The organism is Streptomyces sp. NPDC055140 (assembly GCF_053607285.1).
This window is the reverse complement of the sequence record NZ_JBSGTG010000005.1, coordinates 120,937-139,614: the sequence shown is the minus strand read 5'-3', so window position 1 is coordinate 139,614 and position 18,678 is coordinate 120,937. Positions and strand designations below refer to the sequence as shown.

15 protein-coding genes and 2 tRNA genes are annotated in these 18,678 nt (G+C 70.6%); 9 read left to right on the top strand and 8 right to left on the bottom strand.

Features of this window, described 5'->3' with window-relative positions; all coding sequences use genetic code 11:
- Positions 1 to 7: 7 nt before the first annotated feature.
- The 7 genes from ACWFR4_RS12645 (at position 8) to ACWFR4_RS12615 (ending at position 7,461) form a co-directional block, all read left to right on the top strand.
- Positions 8 to 961 carry a bifunctional MaoC family dehydratase N-terminal/OB-fold nucleic acid binding domain-containing protein gene (locus ACWFR4_RS12645; RefSeq protein ID WP_453652495.1) on the top strand — a complete coding sequence of 318 codons (954 nt, stop codon included), beginning with the start codon at positions 8 to 10 and terminating at the stop codon, positions 959 to 961.
- A gap of 1 nt (position 962) precedes the next feature.
- Entirely contained in the window at positions 963 to 2,063 is a 1,101-nt protein-coding gene (locus ACWFR4_RS12640; protein ID WP_453652276.1) for an acyl-CoA dehydrogenase family protein, read from the top strand.
- Positions 2,064 to 2,116: 53 nt separating this feature from the next.
- Positions 2,117 to 2,626: a MaoC family dehydratase gene (locus ACWFR4_RS12635; RefSeq protein WP_453456617.1), complete on the top strand. Its 510-nt coding sequence runs from the start codon at positions 2,117 to 2,119 to the stop codon at positions 2,624 to 2,626.
- Entirely contained in the window at positions 2,623 to 3,789 is a 1,167-nt protein-coding gene (locus ACWFR4_RS12630) for a lipid-transfer protein (RefSeq protein ID WP_453456598.1), read from the top strand. The genes ACWFR4_RS12635 and ACWFR4_RS12630 overlap by 4 nt, the downstream gene beginning before the upstream one ends.
- 112 nt (positions 3,790 to 3,901) lie before the next feature.
- Positions 3,902 to 4,864 (top strand): glycoside hydrolase domain-containing protein, encoded by a 963-nt coding sequence (locus ACWFR4_RS12625; RefSeq protein WP_453652274.1) that lies wholly within the window; start codon positions 3,902 to 3,904, stop codon positions 4,862 to 4,864.
- Between the two features lie 196 nt (positions 4,865 to 5,060).
- On the top strand, positions 5,061 to 5,702 hold the full coding sequence (locus ACWFR4_RS12620; protein ID WP_453652272.1) for a SigE family RNA polymerase sigma factor: 642 nt from the start codon (positions 5,061 to 5,063) through the stop codon (positions 5,700 to 5,702).
- 109 nt (positions 5,703 to 5,811) lie between these two features.
- Entirely contained in the window at positions 5,812 to 7,461 is a 1,650-nt protein-coding gene (locus ACWFR4_RS12615; RefSeq protein ID WP_453456607.1) for a long-chain fatty acid--CoA ligase, read from the top strand.
- A gap of 108 nt (positions 7,462 to 7,569) precedes the next feature.
- Here the strand turns inward: ACWFR4_RS12615 and ACWFR4_RS12610 are convergent, their stop codons facing one another.
- Both ACWFR4_RS12610 and ACWFR4_RS12605 read right to left on the bottom strand, forming a co-directional pair.
- Positions 7,570 to 11,820, bottom strand: coding sequence for a PAS domain-containing protein (locus tag ACWFR4_RS12610; RefSeq protein ID WP_453462659.1), 4,251 nt, complete (start codon positions 11,818 to 11,820; stop codon positions 7,570 to 7,572).
- A gap of 287 nt (positions 11,821 to 12,107) precedes the next feature.
- The gene (locus tag ACWFR4_RS12605) at positions 12,108 to 12,554 is read right to left on the bottom strand and encodes an SSI family serine proteinase inhibitor (RefSeq protein WP_453462726.1); all 447 of its coding nucleotides are present in this window, start codon (positions 12,552 to 12,554) and stop codon (positions 12,108 to 12,110) included.
- Positions 12,555 to 12,796: 242 nt separating this feature from the next.
- Here ACWFR4_RS12605 and ACWFR4_RS12600 point away from each other — a divergent pair.
- Positions 12,797 to 12,887: transfer RNA gene (locus ACWFR4_RS12600), tRNA-Ser, on the top strand.
- A 186-nt stretch (positions 12,888 to 13,073) separates the two neighbouring features.
- A tRNA-Arg gene (locus ACWFR4_RS12595) sits at positions 13,074 to 13,146 on the top strand.
- A 102-nt stretch (positions 13,147 to 13,248) separates the two neighbouring features.
- Here ACWFR4_RS12595 and ACWFR4_RS12590 read toward each other — a convergent pair.
- From ACWFR4_RS12590 to ACWFR4_RS12565, 6 genes are all read right to left on the bottom strand, one after another.
- The gene (locus tag ACWFR4_RS12590; protein ID WP_453652270.1) at positions 13,249 to 14,532 is read right to left on the bottom strand and encodes a site-specific integrase; all 1,284 of its coding nucleotides are present in this window, start codon (positions 14,530 to 14,532) and stop codon (positions 13,249 to 13,251) included.
- Entirely contained in the window at positions 14,532 to 14,714 is a 183-nt protein-coding gene (locus ACWFR4_RS12585) for a helix-turn-helix domain-containing protein (protein WP_453652269.1), read from the bottom strand. Before ACWFR4_RS12585 ends, ACWFR4_RS12590 begins: the two co-directional genes overlap by 1 nt.
- On the bottom strand, positions 14,711 to 16,174 hold the full coding sequence (locus ACWFR4_RS12580; protein ID WP_453652267.1) for a replication initiator: 1,464 nt from the start codon (positions 16,172 to 16,174) through the stop codon (positions 14,711 to 14,713). Before ACWFR4_RS12580 ends, ACWFR4_RS12585 begins: the two co-directional genes overlap by 4 nt.
- Positions 16,175 to 16,323: 149 nt before the next feature.
- On the bottom strand, positions 16,324 to 17,046 hold the full coding sequence (locus ACWFR4_RS12575; RefSeq protein WP_453652265.1) for a DUF2637 domain-containing protein: 723 nt from the start codon (positions 17,044 to 17,046) through the stop codon (positions 16,324 to 16,326).
- A gap of 46 nt (positions 17,047 to 17,092) precedes the next feature.
- Complete coding sequence (locus tag ACWFR4_RS12570; protein ID WP_453652263.1) at positions 17,093 to 18,499, bottom strand: FtsK/SpoIIIE domain-containing protein; 1,407 nt, start codon at positions 18,497 to 18,499, stop codon at positions 17,093 to 17,095.
- Positions 18,496 to 18,621, bottom strand: a complete 126-nt coding sequence (locus ACWFR4_RS12565) for a hypothetical protein (protein ID WP_453652261.1) — start codon at positions 18,619 to 18,621, stop codon at positions 18,496 to 18,498. The genes ACWFR4_RS12570 and ACWFR4_RS12565 overlap by 4 nt, the downstream gene beginning before the upstream one ends.
- Between the last annotated feature and the right edge of the window lie 57 nt (positions 18,622 to 18,678).

Genomic DNA, 18,678 nt, shown 5'->3' with positions numbered 1-18,678 from the left:
CGGCGACATGACGTACGAAGCGCTGAAGGCCTTCGAAGGGCTGCCCGCGGCCACCGCGGGGGTAGGCAAGGACCTGGTCAACGAGCCGATGATCAGGCACTGGTGCGAGGCGATGGGAGACACCAATCCCGCGTACGAGGGGCCCGGCGCCATAGCGCCGCCGACCATGCTCCAGGCCTGGACGATGGGTGGGCTCTCCGGGCACCAGGGGCGCAGCGGCGCCTACGACGAGCTGTTCGCCCTGCTGGACGGCGCGGGGTACATCTCGGTCGTCGCCACCGACTGCGAGCAGGAGTATCTGCGTCCGCTGCGGCCCGGTGACGCGATCACCTTCGACGCGGTGATCGAGTCGGTGTCCGAGCGCAAGACGACGAAGCTGGGCACGGGGCACTTCGTCACGACGCGCATGGATGTCAGGGCTGATGGCGAGCTCGCCGGGACGCATCGCTTCCGGATCCTCAAGTACGCCCCGGCGGCGCGGGCAGGGCGGGCGGTGAGGCCGGTGCGGGAGCAGCAGGCCCGGCGGCCCCGCCCGGTGGTGAACCGGGACAACGCCGGGTTCTGGGAAGGGGTCTGCGAGCACCGCCTCCTCATCCAGCGCTGCGAGGCGTGCGGGACGCTGCGCTTCCCCTGGCTGCCGGGGTGCGGCGCGTGTGCCTCGCAGGACTGGAGCACGGTCGAGGCGAGCGGCGAGGGGACCGTCTTCTCGTACGTGGTGATGCACCACCCGTCCTTCCCTGCCTTCGACCCGCCGTACGCGGTGGGCCTGATCGAGCTTGCCGAAGGCGTCCGGATCATCAGCAACGTGGTGGGGGTGCCGTACGACAAGGTCCGAATAGGGATGCCGGTTCGGCTCGAATTCCTACGGGTGGACGAGGAGTTGGAACTGCCGGTCTTCCGGGCCGGTGACGGTGTCGCTTCGGGGGTTGCTACGGGTGTCGCTACGGGACGGGAGGGCTGACGTGGATTTCACACCTACGCAGGACCAGGCGGCCGCCGCCGACCTGGCCGCGCGGATCTTCGGTGACCTGTCGACCCCCGAGCGCCTCGCGGCAGCCGGCACGGGAACGGACCCCGAGCTGTGGAAGGCGCTCGGCTCGGCGGGGCTGCCTGGGGCGGTGGAGGAGACCGGGCTGCTCGGGCTCGTCCTGATGCTGGAGGAGCAGGGCCGGACGACGGCACAGGTGCCGTTCGCCGCCAGTTGCGCGTACGGGCTGCTCGCGGTGGCGAGGCACGGCACCTCCGAGCAGCAGGACCGGCTGCTGCGGGGGCTGCGGGACGGGACGGAGGTGGCCACGGGGGCCTTCCCCGCGCAGGACGGGATGCGGGTCGACAGAGCGGAGGCCGGGGAAACGGGGGCGGGCGGGGGCACGGGGCGGCTCACGGGGGTGGTGCCCTGGGTTCCGTGGCTCCGGGACGCGTCCTGGGTTCTGGTGGCGACGGCCGACCGGGGCCTGTGGAGAGTGCGTACGGCCGATGCCGACTGCGACGCGGTCGAGCTCACCGCGCCCTGGTCGGCGGGCCGGCTGGTTCTCGACGGGGCGCCGGCGGAGAGGGTCGGCGGGCCCGGTGCGTACGACGACGTCCTGGCGATGGCGCGGACCGCGTTCGCGGGGCTTCAGGCCGGGGTCTGCGCGGGGTCGCTGGCGCGTGCCGTGGAGTACACGAACGAACGGGAGCAGTTCGGCAGACCGCTCGCCGCAAAGCAGGGGGTTCAACTCCGGGCGGCAGACGCCTATTTGGATACGGAGGCCATCCGCGTCACGGCGTACGAGGCGGCATGGCGACGGGACGAGGGGCTGCCGTACGCGGGCCATGCGCTGACTGCGGCTTGGTGGGCGTCGGAAGCGGGGAGACGGGTCGTGCACGCCGGACAGCATCTGCACGGCGGCATGGGCGCCGACCTGGAGCATCCCGTGCACCGGCATTTCCTGTGGGGCAGACAGCTCGACGCGTATCTGGGATGCGGGGGTGAACTGCTCGCGGAGCTGGGTGACTTGATCGCTTGTGGCGAGGGGAGCGGTACGGAGAGGGCGGGGGCGCCGTGGGCAGCGCGGAAGTGAAGGCAGAGGGAATGGATCGGACGGCAAGGGATCGGGAGGAGGGGGAAGAGGCGATGGTGGATGCCTCGACAGGGATCCGGGCCGGAGTCGGCGCGAAGCTGGCGCCGTTGGAGATCCCGGTCACCCGGACGCTGATCGTCTCCGGGGCGATCGCGTCCCGTGACTACCAGGACGTGCACCACGACGCGGAGCTCGCCAAGGAGAAGGGCTCCCCCGACATCTTCATGAACATCCTGACGACGAACGGACTCGTCGGCCGTTACATCACCGATCACTTCGGCCCCACTGCGGTTCTGCGCAAGGTCGCCATACGGCTGGGGGCGCCCAACTACCCAGGGGACACAATGGTGTTGACGGGGACGGTTACCGAGGTCGAAGACGGGGACGGGAGCCGGGGCGAGTCCGACGGCGGGGGTGCCACGGTGGTGGTGCGAATCGTCGGGGTCAACGGGCTGGGCACGCACGTCACAGGGACGGCGACGGTCACGCTCCCGAGTCTCGCGAGCCCTTCGGACCCCACGAGTACGCCGTCCCGTCCCTCGGCGTCGGGGAGGCCGGCATGAGTGTGCGGGCGAAGGACAGTCTTGGCGGGCGTGCGGCGATCGTCGGGATCGGGGCGACCGAGTTCTCCAAGGACTCCGGGCGCAGTGAGCTGAAGCTCGCGGTGGAGGCGGTGGGCGCGGCGCTCGACGACGCCGGGCTCTCCCCCGCCGACGTCGACGGCATGGTCACGTTCACCATGGACACCAGTCCGGAGATCACCGTCGCGCAGGCGGCCGGGATAGGGGACCTCTCGTTCTTCTCCCGGGTCCACTACGGCGGCGGTGCGGCCTGCGCCACGGTTCAGCAGGCCGCGCTCGCGGTGGCGACGGGGGTGGCCGAAGTGGTCGTCTGCTATCGGGCGTTCAATGAGCGCTCAGGCAGGAGGTTCGGCTCCGGGGTGCAGCATCGGGAGCCGTCGGCGGAGGGGGCGGCGCTCGGCTGGGCACTGCCGTTCGGACTGCTCACGCCCGCGTCATGGGTGGCGATGGCGGCGCAGCGCTACCTCCACGCGTACGGCCTGGGCCCGGAGGCGTTCGGTCATGTCGCCGTCATGGACCGCGCGTACGCGGCCACCAATCCGGCGGCGTACTTCCATGGGAAGCCGATCACGCTGGAGGACCATGCGGCGTCGCGGTGGATCGTGGAGCCGTTGCGGCTGCTCGACTGCTGTCAGGAGACTGACGGCGGGCAGGCGATCGTCGTCACCAGCGTCGAGCGGGCCCGCGATCTCCCGCACCGTCCCGCCGTGATCACGGCGGCGGCCCAGGGGGCGGGGCGCGGCCAGGAGCAGATGACGAGCTTCTACCGGGACGACATGACGGGCCTGCCCGAAATGGGTGTCGTGGCACGGCAGTTGTGGAGGTCGGCCGGGCTGGCGCCGGGCGAGATCGACGTGGGGATCCTGTATGACCACTTCACGCCGTTCGTGCTGATGCAGCTGGAGGAATTCGGGTTCTGCGGACCGGGTGAGGCGGCTGACTTCGTGGCGGAGCGTCGGCTCCCGCTCAACACACACGGCGGGCAGCTCGGCGAGGCGTACCTGCACGGGATGAACGGCATAGCGGAGGCGGTCAGACAGGTGCGGGGCACGGCGGTGAACCAGATGGCCGACGCCGCCACGGCGCTGGTGACCGCGGGGACCGGCGTCCCCACATCGGGTTTGATTCTGGGAGCGGACGGCTGAACGCGGGGTGTGTCCCGGGTCCGGTGCGCACCCCGGCCCCTTCACTCGCCCTATGCACCGCACTCGCCGTAGGCACCACCGGAAGCTGGTCGTGGGTCTAGTGCTGCTCCTGATGGCGCTGACAACCCTCCCCGCGTCGGCGCGGGCCGAACCCGGCCTCCCCCAGCCGTCTCCGACGCCCGACGCCAACCCCGACCCCTTGGCCGGCCTCGCCATGCTCGACTTCGCCACCATCCCCGGCTTCGTACTCGGAGACTCCGCACTCGACGGCCGAGCCACAGGACCGGCCCGGGATCCTGGGGCACCGGGCGCCGCCGGCGGTCCCTCCTCCCAACCCACGCTCCCCGCCCTCTCCAATCCGCGAATGTTCCGCGGGCCGGCGTTCGACACGTGCATGGCGCCGTCGCTCGACACCATGCGGCGCTGGCGGTCGTCGAAGTACGGGGCGGTGGGCGTGTACTACGGGGGCCGTGGGCGGGCCTGTCCTCATCAGCCCCGGCTCGGGCACCGTTGGATGAAGGGGGTGCAGCGGCTGGGGTGGCGGGTGTTGCCGGTGTACGTCGGTTCGCAGTCGCCGTGTGTCGTCGCGGGTCCCAAGAAGGCCTATCGCATCGGCCGTCACGCCTGGCGCCAGGGCGTGCGGGAGGGGCGGGACGCCGTACGCAGGGCGCGGGCCGTAGGCATCCGGCCGGGCAGCCCCCTCTATCTCGACATGGAGGCGTACAAGTACCGGCAGAAGAAGTGTGCCCGTACGACGCTCACCTTTGTGCGGGGCTGGGACCGGCAGGTGCGCCGGAAGGGGTACGTGCCCGGGTTCTACAGCAGTGTCGACTCCGGGGTGCGGCACATGCGGGCGGCGGCGCGGGCGGGGGCGCGGGATCTGCCGTCGGTGATCTGGTTCGCGCGCTGGCACACGCCGCCCCGGCTGGCCCGGGAGCCCGTGCTGCGGGGGTCCGCCTGGAGTTCGCGGCGCAGGATCCACCAGTACGCGGGGAACGTGAAGGAGCGGCACGGCGGGCGGACCCTCGTCATCGACCGGAATCTGGTGCACGCGCCGGTGGCCCGCATCCGATGAGCCACCCCGGTCCGCGGGAGCGGCAGAGTGGAAGGAAGCCCATGGAATGGCTCTCAGGGATGAACCCTCAGGGGTGCGTACCGCGTCCTCCACCTTCAGGAGGTGGGGATACCACCACTCCTACAACCTGAGGCGGACACCGCTTCGGGACCTGCGGCCGATCCGCGAGGGTAGGGGGCGCTCCTAGCGTGGAGCCATGACCGCAACCATGGCGCCTGTCTGCTCCAGTGCATCGGATGCCGCGACGCGCAGCGCGCCGCGAGCCGCGATGACGCCTCACTCTTCCCACCCGGTGCCGTACGTGCCGGCCGCCCATCCGACGCCGTACGCGCCGCGCAAGTCGTACCCGTCGTTCGCGTCGTACGTGCGGGCGCGGCAGCCCGTACTGCTGCGGACCGCCCGGTCGCTGACCGCGAACCCGTGTGACGCCGAGGACCTGCTCCAGACCGCGCTCACCAAGACGTATGTGGCGTGGGACCGCATCGAGGACCACCGGGCGCTCGACGGTTATGTGCGCCGGGCCCTGCTGAACACGCGTACGTCGCAGTGGCGTAAGCGGAAGGTCGACGAGTTCGCCTGCGACGAGCTGCCCGAGCCGGAGACCGTGGCGGCGGCCGATCCGGCCGAGCACCAGGCCCTGCACGACGCGATGTGGCGCGCGATCATGAAGCTGCCCGCCCGGCAGCGCGCGATGGTCGTCCTGCGGTACTACGAGGACCTGAGCGAGGTGCAGACGGCCGAGGTGCTCGGGGTGTCTGTCGGCACGGTCAAGAGCGCGGTCTCGCGGGCCCTCGGCAAGCTCCGTGAGGACCCGGAACTGCGCCCGGCCAAGGGCTGACCGGGACTACTCGCTGATCGATCATTCCCTGGGCTAGTGACATACCGAATGGTATGCGGTGAGAATCGGCGGAACATTACTGCGCCGTAGCGCCCACCGGGAGGACGCCGTGCTGAGCACGATGCAGGACGTACCACTGCTGATCTCGAGGATCCTGACCCATGGGTCGACGATCCACGGCACCTCCCAGGTGACGACCTGGACCGGTGAGAGCGGGCCGCAGCGCCGGAGCTTCGCCGAGATCGGCGACCGCAGCGCCCAGCTCGCGCACGCTCTGCGCGCCGACCTCGGCATCGTGGACGACGACCGCGTGGCGACCCTGATGTGGAACAACGCGGACCACGTCGAGGCCTACTTCGCGATCCCCTCCATGGGCGCCGTACTGCACACCCTGAACCTGCGGCTTCCCGCCGAGCAGTTGGTGTGGATCGTCAACCACGCCGCCGACCGCGTGATCATCGTCAACGGCTCCCTGTTGCCGCTGCTCGCGCCGCTCCTGCCGTCCCTCACGGGCGTGGAGCACATCGTCGTCTCCGGTCCCGGCGACCGTTCGCTCCTCGACGGAGCGCGCCCCCAGGTCCACGAGTACGAGGAGCTCATCGCCGGAAAGCCGGTCACGTACGACTGGCCGCAGCTCGACGAGCGCCAGGCCGCCGCGCTCTGCTACACCTCCGGCACCACCGGCGACCCCAAGGGCGTCGTCTACTCGCACCGTTCGATCTACCTGCACTCCATGCAGGTCAACATGACGCAGTCCATGGGCCTGACCGACGAGGACACCTCGCTCGTCGTGGTGCCGCAGTTCCATGTGAACGCGTGGGGCCTGCCGCACGCGACGTTCATGACCGGCGTGCACATGCTGATGCCGGACCGCTTCCTCCAGCCCGCGCCGCTCGCAGAGATGATCGAGAGCGAGCGCCCCACGCACGCGGCAGCCGTCCCCACCATCTGGCAGGGCCTGCTCGCGGAGCTCACCGCGAAGCCCCGCGACGTGAGTTCGCTCGGGCAGGTCACCATCGGCGGCTCGGCCTGTCCGCCCTCGCTCATGAAGGCCTTCGACGAGCTCGGCATGCGGGTCTGCCACGCCTGGGGCATGACGGAGACGTCTCCCCTCGGCACGGTCGCCCGGCCGCCGGCCGCGGCTGTCGGCACCGACGAAGAGTTCGCGTACCGCCTGACCCAGGGCCGGTTCCCGGCCGGCGTCGAGGCGCGCCTCTCGGGTCCGGGCGGCGAGCTGCTGGCCTGGGACGGCGAGTCGGCCGGTGAGTTGGAGGTCCGCGGGCCGTGGATAGCGGGTGCGTACTACTCGGGCCCCGACAGCGAACCGCTGCGTCCCGCCGACAAGTTCAGCGACGACGGCTGGCTCAAGACGGGCGACGTCGGCACGATCAGCCCCGACGGCTTCCTCACCCTCACCGACCGCGCCAAGGACGTCATCAAGTCCGGCGGTGAGTGGATCAGTAGCGTCGACCTCGAGAACGCCCTGATGTCCCACCCGGACGTCGCCGAGGCGGCCGTCGTCGCCGTCCCCGACGAGAAGTGGGGCGAGCGCCCGCTCGCCACCGTGGTCCTGAAGGAGGGCGCGAGCGCCGACTTCGGGATCCTGCGCGCGTTCCTCGGCGAGAAGGTTGCCAAGTGGCAGCTCCCGGAGCGCTGGACGGTGATCACGGCGGTGCCGAAGACGAGCGTCGGCAAGTTCGACAAGAAGGTGCTGCGCAAGCAGTACGCGGACGGGGAGCTGGACATCACGCGGCTCTGAGCCCATAGCTCAGCGCGGTTTCACGTGAAACAGGGGCGGCCCGAACGGGCCGCCCCTGTTTGTCAGTTGTGGGTCTGTCGGCTGCGCTTTCGTCGAATTGCGCGTTTCTCAGTTGGTACCGATCTTCGCGAGCAGGTCCACGATCCGGCCCTGCACCTCGTCGCTCGTCGACCGTTCCGCCAGGAACAGGACGGTCTCGCCCGCGGCCAGGCGCGGCAGGTCGGCCTCCTCGACAGCGGCGGTGTAGACGACGAGGGGCGTGCGGTTCAACTGGCCGTTCGCGCGCAGCCAGTCGACGATTCCGGCGCGCCTGCGACGTACCTGGAGCAGGTCCATCACCACCAGGTTCGGCCGCATCTGCGCGGCCAGCGTCACCGCGTCCGCGTCGGAACCGGCCCGCGCGACCTGCATCCCGCGCCGTTCCAGCGTCGCGGTGAGCGCGAGCGCGATCTCCTCGCGCTCCTCGATGAGCAGGACGCGCGACGGGTGCTGCTCGCTGTCCCGCGGCGCGAGGGCCTTCAGCAGGACGGCGGGATCGGCCCCGTACGCGGCCTCGCGCGTCGCGTGTCCGAGCCCGGCCGTCACCAGGACGGGAACCTCGGCGGCCACGGCGGCCTGGCGCAGCGACTGGAGGGCGGTGCGCGTGATCGGTCCGGTCAGCGGGTCGACGAAAAGCGCGGCAGGGAAGGCCGCGATCTGCGCGTCGACCTCCTCGCGGGAGTGCACGGTCACCGGGCGGTAGCCGCGGTCACTCAGGGCCTGCTGCGTGGTCGCGTCGGGCGCGGGCCAGACCAGGAGACGGCGCGGGTTGTCGAGCGGCTCCGGGGGCAGCTCGTCGTCCATCGGCTGAGGCTGGGGCCGGATCGCCACCTCGACGGCGCCACCGGGCCCGTCCAGCGGCTCGGGTCCCTCGTCGGCGTCCTGGTCGGGGGCGCCGATCGCGTACGAACGTCCGCGGCCCTCCGATGACGACGACAGCAGCGACTGCGGCTGACCGGGCTGGGACTGGCCGGACGGCGTCTGGGGCTGAGCCTTCGGCTGCGCCTGTGACGACTGCGACGGGGACTGCGGGTGTGGGCGGGCCGCGGTCTCCGGCTGGGTGCCGGCGGGGTCCGGCCGGGTGGACAGCCTGCGGCGACGGCCGGAGCCGCCGAGCGTGTGCTGCGTCTGCTCCTGCGGGGCCGCCGCGGGCTGCGGAACCTGAGGGGGCAGCGGGACCTGGAGCGACGAGTTGCCACCGGGCGACTGAACGGGCTGCTGCCCGGTCTTCGGGCCGGACGGACCGCCCTGCGCACCGGACGGCTGCTTCGCCTGCGGACTGGGCTGCTTGCCCGTCGCCGGGCCGGCCTGGTTCGGCTGCGCGGGCGCCTTCGCATTCGGCTGCGGGTTCGACTGCTGGTTCGGGAGCGCCGGGTTCGGCAGCGGTTGGGCCGTGCCGGGGGCCGGCAGCTGCGGCCGCGGCGGGCGCTGCTGCTCGGCGATCTGACGTCCGAAGGGAACGCCTTGCCCCAGCGTTCGTACGCTTATGGCGCGACCCTGAGTCGAGTTGGGGTCAGCAGACGGGGCCTCGGCGGGGAGGGGCTGCGCGGCGCGGGACCTGGCACCGTTCTCCTGCGGCAGCGCGGCGCGCGCGCCCGGAACCGTCTGGACAGGGTGGGGCTGCGGCGGAGTGTGGTCGTCGGAGGGGTGACGCTGCGCGGCGTCGTGCCGCTCGCCGCCAGCACCCGTACCCGTGCCCGTAGTCGTCTCTGCGTCGGCATCCGTGGCGGTGCCCGGCTCGGGCGTCGTCCGGTCGGCCTCCGCGGGCGGCAGCGCGAATACGGTGCGCGCGGCGCCGGCCTGCTCGGTCTCCCGCTCCGGGGCACTGCCGAGAGCGCGGCGCGCGCGACGTCCGGCGGGGACGTTCTGTCCGGCCTGGGACGCATCGGAAGCCTCCGATGCACCCGAACCACCGGCAGGCAGCGCGGCCTGCTCGGAGTTGCGCCGGGCCCGGCGGCCCGAGGACGCTCCGACCGGCACACCCTGCGGCGGCACGGTCTCGCCCAGGGCGGGGGATCCAGCCGCGTGTTCGGCAGCGGTGACCACGGAACCCTCGGTGGCACCGGGACCGGCATCGGCTCCCGCCGGAACGGCGACCTCAGCCGGGTTGGGCCTCCCGCGCCGACGTCCCGTACCGGTCCCGGCCCCCGCGTCACCCGCAGGCGTCCCGCCGGCCGGAGTCTGCGTGGCCTGCGCCGGCAGTTGTCCCTGAGCGCTCCCGGGCGCACCCGCCGCCGCGGACTCCTCGGCCCGCCGCCTGCGTCGCCCGGTCGGAGCGGCAGCCTCCGAGCCGCCGTCGTCCTGCCCGGCCTCGTCGGCACCCGGAACCGCACCCGCGGCCCCCGCGACACCGCTCTCCAGGAACGAGTCCACCGACGCGCCCGAAGCACGCCGTGCCCGCCGCCGCCCGCCGCGCGTACCCGACGCCTGCTCGGGCAGCCCCGCACCGGCCTCAGCACGGGCCTCCGCACGGGCGCGACCAGCCGACGAAGCGATCTCGACAGCCGTACCGGGAACAGACGTACCGGGACCGGCCACCCCGACAACACCCGACGGATCGGCAACCGGAACCGCCCCGGCCCCGCCCCCGATCGGCACCTCGAGCACGTACGCGCTGCCGCTCATCCCGGGAACCTCGTGCGTCTGGAGCACACCGCCGTGCGCCCGCACGATGCCGCGCACGATGGGCTCGTGGACCGGGTCGCCGCCCGTGTAGGGCCCGCGTACCTCGATACGGACGCTCTCGCCGCGCAGCGCCGCCGCCACGACGATCGTCGAGTCCACGTATCCGCCGACGCCGCTCGTGGGAACGATGCCCACGCGCGCGTTGCCGGTGGCGTCGATGCCCGCGACGTCCGCGACGAGGTGGGCGAGCGCGGTGGCCAGGCGTGCCGCGTCGACCTCGGCCTCGATGGGCGGGGCGTGCACGGCGAACTGCGCGCGCCCGGGCCCGATCAGCTCGACCGCCCCGTCGACGCCCGCGGCGACGACCGCGTCGAGCATCACGTTCGTACGGGTCAGCTGGGCGTCGCCGGAGTCGAGGAGCTGATAGCCGAGCACGTTGTCGACGAGCGTGGTCATGCGGCTGTAGCCGGCCGCGAGGTGGTGCAGGATCTGGTTGGCCTCGGGCCACAACTGGCCCGCGTCGTCCGCGGCCAGGGTGGTGAGCTGGCCGCGCAGTTCGTCGAGGGGGCCGCGCAGCGACTGGCCGAGGACGGCGAGGAGCTGCTCGTGCCGGGCCGCGAGCGCCTCGTAACGGTCCTTTTCGCGCTCGGCGAGAGCAGCGATCCGGTCCTTCTCGGCGGAGAGTTCCTCGGTGTGCTGCTCGGTGATCGTGGCGAGCTCGGTCGCGTGCTCCTCTTCGGTACGCGCGGTCTGCGCCTCGTGCTCCTCGACGGTGCGGGCGAGTGTCTCCGCGTGCTCCGCGGCGGCGCGCTCCGTCTCCTTGTCGCGCCGGTCGATCTCCTCCGCGTGCGCCACGACGAGCTCGTCGTAGGGCCGCCGGTCGGTGAACGTCATCACGGCGCCGACCAGTTGGTCACCGTCACGCACGGGCGCCGTCGTCATGTCGACGGGCACCTGCGCGCCGCTCTTCGACCACAGGACCTGCCCGCGCACCCGGTGCTTGCGCCCGGAGCGCAGGGTGTCGGCGAGCGGGGACTCCTCGTACGGGAACGGCTCGCCGTCGGCGCGTGAGTGGAGGACGAGCGCGTGCAGTTCCTGCCCGCCCAGGTCGCTGGCGCGGAAGCCGAGGATCTGCGCGGCGGCCGGGTTGACGAGCACGATCCGGCCGTCGGTGTCGGTGCCGACGACGCCCTCGGCGGCGGCGCGCAGGATCATCTCGGTCTGGCGCTGCGAACGCGCGAGTTCGGCCTCGGTGTCGACGGTCCCCGACAGGTCGCGCACGACGAGCATCAGGAGTTCGGAGGCGCCGCTGCCGTAGCTCCCGCTCCCGTACGAGCTGTTGCCGTAGCCGTCGACGGCGTCGCGGCCGTCGGCGAGATTGGCGCTGGTGACCTCGACGGGGAACTCGCTGCCGTCGGTGCGGCGGGCCATCATCCGGGTCGGCTTGGTGCGCCCGCGCTCGTCCGTGGTGTCGGGCCTGCGCATCGATCCGGGGATGAGCCGCGAGTCGAACTCGGGCAGCAGATCGAGCAGTCCGCGTCCCACGAGAGCGGTGCCCGGGGCCTCGAAGGCCTCCAGGGCGATGGTGTTCGCGTTGACGACGGTCCCGTTGGCGTTTACCAGCACCAGCGCGTCCGGGAGCGCGTCGAGTATGGCTGCGAGGCGAGCAGCGCCTCGGGATGGCCTGCTGCTCACGACGACGCTTCCTCCCTGATTACCGCACCTTGCCGACCGCGCGAGCCATCTTCCTACGTGGCTCGCGGCATGTCACGGGAGGGAGTCTACGGGCAGAGGTTGCGGTCGCGGCGCCGGATGAGAGGGAGGTCGCACGCGGAAGATGTGCCCGTGGAATGAAGATGCGTGGCTGTGTGGCCTCACCCGGCCGCGTGACGGCGGGGCATGCGCGGGCATATGCCTGGTCACAGGGTGTCCGGAGCCGCGCCGCGCCTTGGCACGTTCCCCACACAATGGCCCGCCCTCGTTCACCGACCGGTCGCGGGCAGCACGGGAACGAGCCCCTGCCACCGCGAGATCTCACAGCCGTTGGTCCTCTTGTAGGTCGCGTCGACGGGCCGGCCGTGCCACGTTCCGGTGACGCGGGCCGTCGCGGGGCCTCCGTACTGCATCGTGCAACGGGCGTCCGGCGAGGGCGGCGCGAACGGGTCGCGGCCGTTCGCCGACAGCTCGTCGAGCCGCGCGCACGCGTTCGCGGGTTCCGGATGGGTACCGCCCGAGGGCCCGCACTCCAGCTCGTACGTCCCGTCCCTTCCGTCACCCGTGTCGGTGACGGCGACCCGTAGCTGGTCCTGGGTGGCGGGCGTGGCGAACAACTGGGGGAGGCCGAGCGGTCCCGTGTCGGCGTGGGCGGCGGCGGGGACCGCGCAGAGCGCGGCGGCGGATGCGGCGGTCAGGGCGATGCGGCGCAGCAACATGAGGGGCTCCACGAATGAGTGAGAAGAGAAGACTGAGGAACCGCGCCGTCCCGAGCGGCTCCACCGCGTCTAACGCCGGGCGGCCCGCGATGTTGCGGTGGGCCCGGAAACACGAGGACGAACAGAAGCGCTTTGTCTCCGGCCCGGACGCCTAGTACCGTGGGGGCCGATTGGTGACACGGCGTGCTGCTGTGTCATCATCTGGACGCACCACTCGCGCTCGCGCGGGGGGTCGTGCTGGAGGCGTCGCCTAGTCCGGTCTATGGCGCCGCACTGCTAATGCGGTTTGGGCCTTAAAGCCCATCGAGGGTTCAAATCCCTCCGCCTCCGCTCCAAGATCCGAAGCCCCGGTCCTGATGGACCGGGGCTTCGGCGTTTCGGACCCGCAAGACGGTGTTTGCCCAGCTCACAAGGGGTGCGGCAAACGGATTTCACATGACGGCGGCAGTCATGTAATGTTCTTCCTGTCGCCGGGAACGGGCCGAAGGGGCCGGGACCGAGACAAAAACAGAACAAGCACTCGTAGCTTAACGGATAGAGCATCTGACTACGGATCAGAAGGTTGCAGGTTCGAATCCTGCCGAGTGCACAGCAGACCAGAGGCCCTGTGGAGCAATCCACAGGGCCTCTGGCTTTTGTCTTGACGGCACTGTTTGACGGCAACCGCCTCAGAGGGCGAGTTCGCGGTGGATCAGACGGCTACCGGAACACCGGCCGCACCGTCGTCATCGTCCGGGCCGTTGCTGTCACCCTTCAGGGCGTCCCCGACGCGATCGAACGCCGAGCGCTGCGCGTCGAGCCGTACGAACGTGTAGATGTCCATGGTCACGCGGATCGAGCTGTGGCCGAGGACTTCCATGATCATGCGGGCGTCGGCGCCCTGTTCGTGGAGCAGGGACGCGCAGGTGTGGCGCAGGTCGTGAAAGCGGACCTTGCGGATGCCGGCGCGGACGGACAGCGCCTCGAAGGAGCGGTTCAGGTTGCGCGGCTCGATGGGGGTCCCGTTCTTGGTGGTGAAGACAAGGCCGTGGCCCGTCCCCTTCCAGTTGTTGCCCGCTGCTTTCCGGTCGGCGATCTGCTGGGCGCGCTGAGCACGCAGCGCCGTCACACACTCCGGCGGGAGGGCCACGCGACGGGCCGAGCGCTGGGTCTTCGGCGCGACGATCAGCAGTTCACCGCCGACCCGCTGTAGAGCCTGCCGGACAGTGAGGACGCCTTCGTGAAGATCTACGTCCGACCACCGCAGCCCCAGCAGCTCACCCCGTCGCAGGCCGATACGGACCGCCAGTTCGTACGCGGCCCACAGCCGGTTGACTCGGGCCGCCGCCAGGAGCTGACGCCCCTCCTTCACTGCGAGCGGTTCGATCTCGCGCTTCGTTCCCATTCTCAGATCCACGTTCCGGGCCACGTTGCGGGGCAACTCGTCCTCACGCACCGCGTGCTGTAGGGCGGCACGCATGATCACCAGCAGGAAGCGCACGGTTCGATCTGACGGCAGCTTCTTGCAACACTTACCGAGGGCGCAGCAGCGCCGTTTGTGCTCCGGCCGCTTCTTGTCCTTGCTCTGCGCGCAGCACTGGCAGGTGGCGGCCGTCTTCATGAGGAAGGCGCGTATGTCGCGGGCGGTGAGCCGGACCAGCATCTTCTTGCCGAACTCCGGGGTGATGTAGTTGCGGACGAGAGACTCGTAGTTGACGTAGGTCGTCCTGCGCACCTTGCCCTGAGCGACGTTCGCCAGCCAGTACGCCAGGTACTCGCCGAGCGTCATCTTGTTGGTGGCGATAGGGAGACCGCTAAGGGAGTCGGCCTTGAGCTTGGTGAGCTTCTCGTGCGCTTCGTTCCAGGTCTTGCCGTAGACACTGCGCCGCTTGTATGTGCCGTCCGTCGTCAGGACGTACGCACTGCCCTCCCAACGGCCGTCCTTGCGCTGGTAGATGGTGCCCTCGTTGTTGGCGTTCTTCTTCGGCGTGGCCATCAGGCAGCTTCCTGTTCGGTGCGGAGTGATACGTAGGCGTCCACGGCGGCTTCACTGATGCGTCGGCAGCGGCCGATCTTGAAGGAGGCGAGTTCGCGGGAGCGGATCAGGTCGTGGACCTTCCAGCGGCTGATGCCGAGACGCTCGGCGACCTTGTCCACGGTGAGCACAGCCGTCGTCATGCAGGCACCAGCTCTTCCCGCTTGAGGCGTTCGGCGTGGTCCCTGTCGTGGCGGACTTGGGCGGCGAGGAGTTCTTCGCCGGGGCGGTAGCCGCTGCCGAGGTAGGTCCACGAGGAGTTGGTGACGAGGATGGTGTTCTCGTCGTCGACGGGGAGGCCGGCGGGGGTGCGGGAGGCTTCGGCCTGGGCAAGACGCCAGGCGCGGCGGACGTCGCGGAGTGCGCCGAGGGTGGTGGAGTAGGCGCGGGATTTGCTGGAAAAGTGGCCGCGGAAGCCGAGCATGTGCGCCCACTTCCAGAGCTTGAGGTCGGCGAACTCCGGCAAGTCCCCGAGGGCCCAGGCGGTGCGGATCATCTGGCGGACGTGCTGTTGTACCGGCAGGGCCTTGATGGGTTCGGCTTGTCCGGTGCCGTCGCAGTCGGCGCACAGGTCATGGAAGCCGTCGGGGCCGCGTACGTAGCCGCGTCCGGAGCAAAGACGGCACATGAGGGTCCGGTCTACGGTGCCCGCGCCTTCGGCGTTCTTGGTGGCGTACTTCGCGACGTATCCCGCGACCTTGGCGTCGGTGAGTTCGCCGCTGCCCAGGGCGGAGATCTGGTCGACCTTGAACCGGTCGCCCCACTTGATCACGCGTTCGCCGATGGCGTCGGACTCGATGGGGAGTCGGGCACGCTCGGCCGCCAGGCCCACGGCGACCTGGAGGGCATCGAGGGTGGCCCAGGGCGGGGGCGATGTGGTGTGCCCATCGGGTCCGTCGAAGCGGACCACGGCGTGGAAGTGGACCAGGCCGCGCTTCTGGTACTCGGCGACCTTGGCGAAGGACACGCGGAGGGCGGTGTTCAACGCCTTCTGCGTCATGCCGAGGTGTTCGGCGAGGGCACGGCGAAGGTAGGTGGTGAAGCGTGCCCACAGTGCTCCGGCGTGCGCGTTCCACAGCACGGCGCCGGTGTAGTCGTACGTGCTCGGGTCCAGCGGGGTGCCCAACACCGGGTCGTCCTCGGCGTGGTGGGTGCCGCAGCGGCAGGGATGGGTCATGCCCGCGCTGTCGGTCTTGCGGTGGTGGACGGGGCCGAAGGAGGGGGCAGTAAGAGTGACGAAGGCTCGGGGGTGGTCGCGGACGGTTTCGGCGACGTTCTTGCCGCCTGACAGTCCAGCCTTGATCAAGTGGTAGGTGTCGGCGGCGTAGAGGCGTGAGCAGGCGGGGCAGCGGGAGGCGCGGCGGTTGCCGCAGGTGGTCAGGAGGCGTCCGGAGGGTTCGTCTTCGGAGCGATAGGAGCGGACCACTTGCTTGGTGGTCTGGTCGGTGGTGACCGTCCAGCCGTGGAGGTTGACGGGCTGGCTGCAGCCGCGCAGGTTGCGGACTTGTTCGTTGACGCGATCGAAGTCGTGGGTGTTGGCCAGTTCGATCAGGTCCCGCAGGCCGGGGCTGATCACGTGGCGCAGGTCGAGGGGGCGGTGCATGGGTGGCGGGGTCTCCTTGCTGGCGTGAGGGTGGGGCCTGCGGGCAGCAGCGATTCAGTGCGCTCGGGCTGCTGCCCGCGGGCATGACAGGTCGGCCCAGGGGTGGGCGGGGATGCGAGGCGCCGGAAAGGTCGGCGGAGAGTGCGGCCCTACAGGGCGGCGTGGAGGGCGGTGGCCATGGGGAGGCCGATGCCGAGCCGCGTCTTGAGCTGAGCCGGGGTAATCGTTTCGCCGTGCTCGGCGTGATGGGACGTGGCGATGGAGCGCGCTTCGATCAGCAGAGGCTCAGGCACCTTGACCGCAGGCGAGGCGGGGGCCGGAGCGGTACGCGGAGCGACCGGAGCCGAGGGCGCTTCAGTCGTGACGAGCAGGGCCGGGACGGTGAGCGGCGCCGCAGAGGGGGCAGGGCTGGAAGCCGTCTCGGGCTGGTGCTCGATCTCGTCTGGCACGGGGGCCGGCTCGGTGGGGCGGCTGACGGTATGGAAGGCGCGCAGGAGTTGCGGGCCGACCGTGCCCCAGCCGAGCAGGAGCAGGGGAGCCACGGCGTCCACGGCCGCGCGGCCGTAGTGTCCCGCGGTGATCGGTTCGGCGACGTTGAGGGCCAGGGTCAGCAGCCCGGAAAAGTGCATCAGCCGTGTGGCGGCCGTCATCTGTTCAGCGGGCAGTCCGCGCAGGGAGAGATAGCGCAGGGCGACCAGCAGGCCGACCACGGACAGGTCCACCATGGGCGCGATGAGCGGTGCGATCGGGCCGGGGACGCCCAGGCGCAGGGCGAGGGACCATACGTTGCCGAAGGAGAAGACGAACGCCAGCGCGGCGATGACGATCATCACGGCGGTGATGATGCGCTGAGTGATCCGGTCCTCTGCCAAAGGGTTCACCTCCTTTCGGTGCTGCGTGGCGGACGGGTGCCAGGGGTCAGGCTGCGTCGGCGTCGGGCTTGTCCAAGTCCACGTCTTCGTCGATGCGAGGGCCGAGGAAGGCTTCCAGGAGCGTGTAGGGGTCGGCGGTCAGGTGGGCGGTGGTGTCAGCGACGTGGGCGGCGTCTGCGTCCGGCACGTACGGGGTGCGGATACGGGTGAAGCCACGCTGCGACTGGTGGTTCATGGAGGCGACGCCGACATAGGTCGGGTCTTGGAGGTTGATCGGGTTGGCATCGGGCCACTCCCGGATCTCCTCGCCCAGAGCGGCGACAGCGGCTTCAGCGGTCTTCTGCGCGAAGCTCAGGCCGACGGGGCACACGTCGCGGATGAAGGTCGGTATCGCATCGCCGGTGGACTTCTGGGTGGCGAGGATGACGAGCAGCCCCACCGAGCGGCCCTTCTTCACCAGGTCTTCCACCAGCCGGGCGTTCTCGGCAGCGAGCGCGGCGAGCTTCTTGGTCTTCGGGTCGCTGCCCTTGTGGTCGCGGAAGTAGGTGTGGGCTTCGTCGATGATCAGCACGACCAGCGGCCAGTTCTCGGACGGACCGATGTCCCACATGGACTTCGACCCGAGCACCTTGCGTAGCCACGCCGAGCGCACGCGCCGCAGCTCTACCAACTGTCGGAAGAGGCTGTTGGCCTCTTCCAGGTCGTCGCCCACGAAGGCGAACATGCGCTGTACCCAGTCGGCGTAGTCGCCTTCGTACGCGGCGGACACCTTGCCGTCGGCGCAGGCGAACTGCACTGCGGGCGAGGGCGCCCAGTCCGAAAGAAGCCGGTTGATCAGGCTGGTCTTGCCGAAGCCGGGTAGGCCGGCCACGGTCACGCCGGGTACCTGCGTGAGGTCCACGGACACCGGCTGTGCGTACTCGTCCAAACCGAGGTCCCACCGGGCCGTCTCGTCCGGTACGTCGCCCGTGGGGTGGTGCTGGATGGGGAACTTCAGCGGATCGAGCCGCACGCCACGGATGACGACCGATCCGGGCTGGTCCTGCGTGACCGCGACCCGCGTGCAGCGCCAGGCGTCCGCCAGGTGCGGGGCCGCCTTTTGGAACTGTTCCAGGCCCACCCCGGGCAGGCAGGTTGCCCGCGCGATCACCCCGTACGCGTCATGCGCGACCTTCAACGCGGGGACGAGGACGCGGGGCTTGACGGGCATACCGTCCGCATTCGTCAGCGACGTCAGTGCGGTCGGGGTCTTGTCCGTGGCCGACAGCTTGAGCATCGGCGCGAGCCGCTTCCAGCCTCGCCGCACGCGCACGGCCTGCCGAATCGACTGCCGGGTCATGGCGTCGGCGCGCAGGTAGCGGACCACCCACCACACCGCCCACATGGCCAGCACGATCAGAACCAGGCCGACGTAGCCGAGGGCTCCTTCCGTCGTGTCGTTGAGATCCTTCATATGTCGCTCTCCTGAGGGTTGTAGAGGAAGGCCGCGAGGGCCGATTCGAGAGCCGCCCAGTCCTCCCAGGCGGCAAGGCGGGGGTAGCCGTAGCCAACGAGCACGGTCGCTACCGAGTTCACGAGAGATTCGCTGAACTGGGGGGTCCGGTTTGGCGTGAGGCAGCGGGTAACTGCGCT

Bases quoted from the DNA above. Each gene is read 5' to 3' on its own strand.
- ACWFR4_RS12645 (WP_453652495.1), top strand. From the start codon at position 8: ATGACGTACGAAGCGCTGAAGGCCTTCGAAGGGCTGCCCGCGGCCACC.
- ACWFR4_RS12635 (WP_453456617.1), top strand. From the start codon at position 2,117: ATGGTGGATGCCTCGACAGGGATCCGGGCCGGAGTCGGCGCGAAGCTG.
- ACWFR4_RS12630 (WP_453456598.1), top strand. From the start codon at position 2,623: ATGAGTGTGCGGGCGAAGGACAGTCTTGGCGGGCGTGCGGCGATCGTC.
- ACWFR4_RS12625 (WP_453652274.1), top strand. From the start codon at position 3,902: ATGGCGCTGACAACCCTCCCCGCGTCGGCGCGGGCCGAACCCGGCCTC.
- ACWFR4_RS12620 (WP_453652272.1), top strand. From the start codon at position 5,061: ATGACCGCAACCATGGCGCCTGTCTGCTCCAGTGCATCGGATGCCGCG.
- ACWFR4_RS12590 (WP_453652270.1), bottom strand. From the start codon at position 14,532: ATGGCCACGCCGAAGAAGAACGCCAACAACGAGGGCACCATCTACCAG.
- ACWFR4_RS12585 (WP_453652269.1), bottom strand. From the start codon at position 14,714: ATGACGACGGCTGTGCTCACCGTGGACAAGGTCGCCGAGCGTCTCGGC.
- ACWFR4_RS12580 (WP_453652267.1), bottom strand. From the start codon at position 16,174: ATGCACCGCCCCCTCGACCTGCGCCACGTGATCAGCCCCGGCCTGCGG.
- ACWFR4_RS12570 (WP_453652263.1), bottom strand. From the start codon at position 18,499: ATGAAGGATCTCAACGACACGACGGAAGGAGCCCTCGGCTACGTCGGC.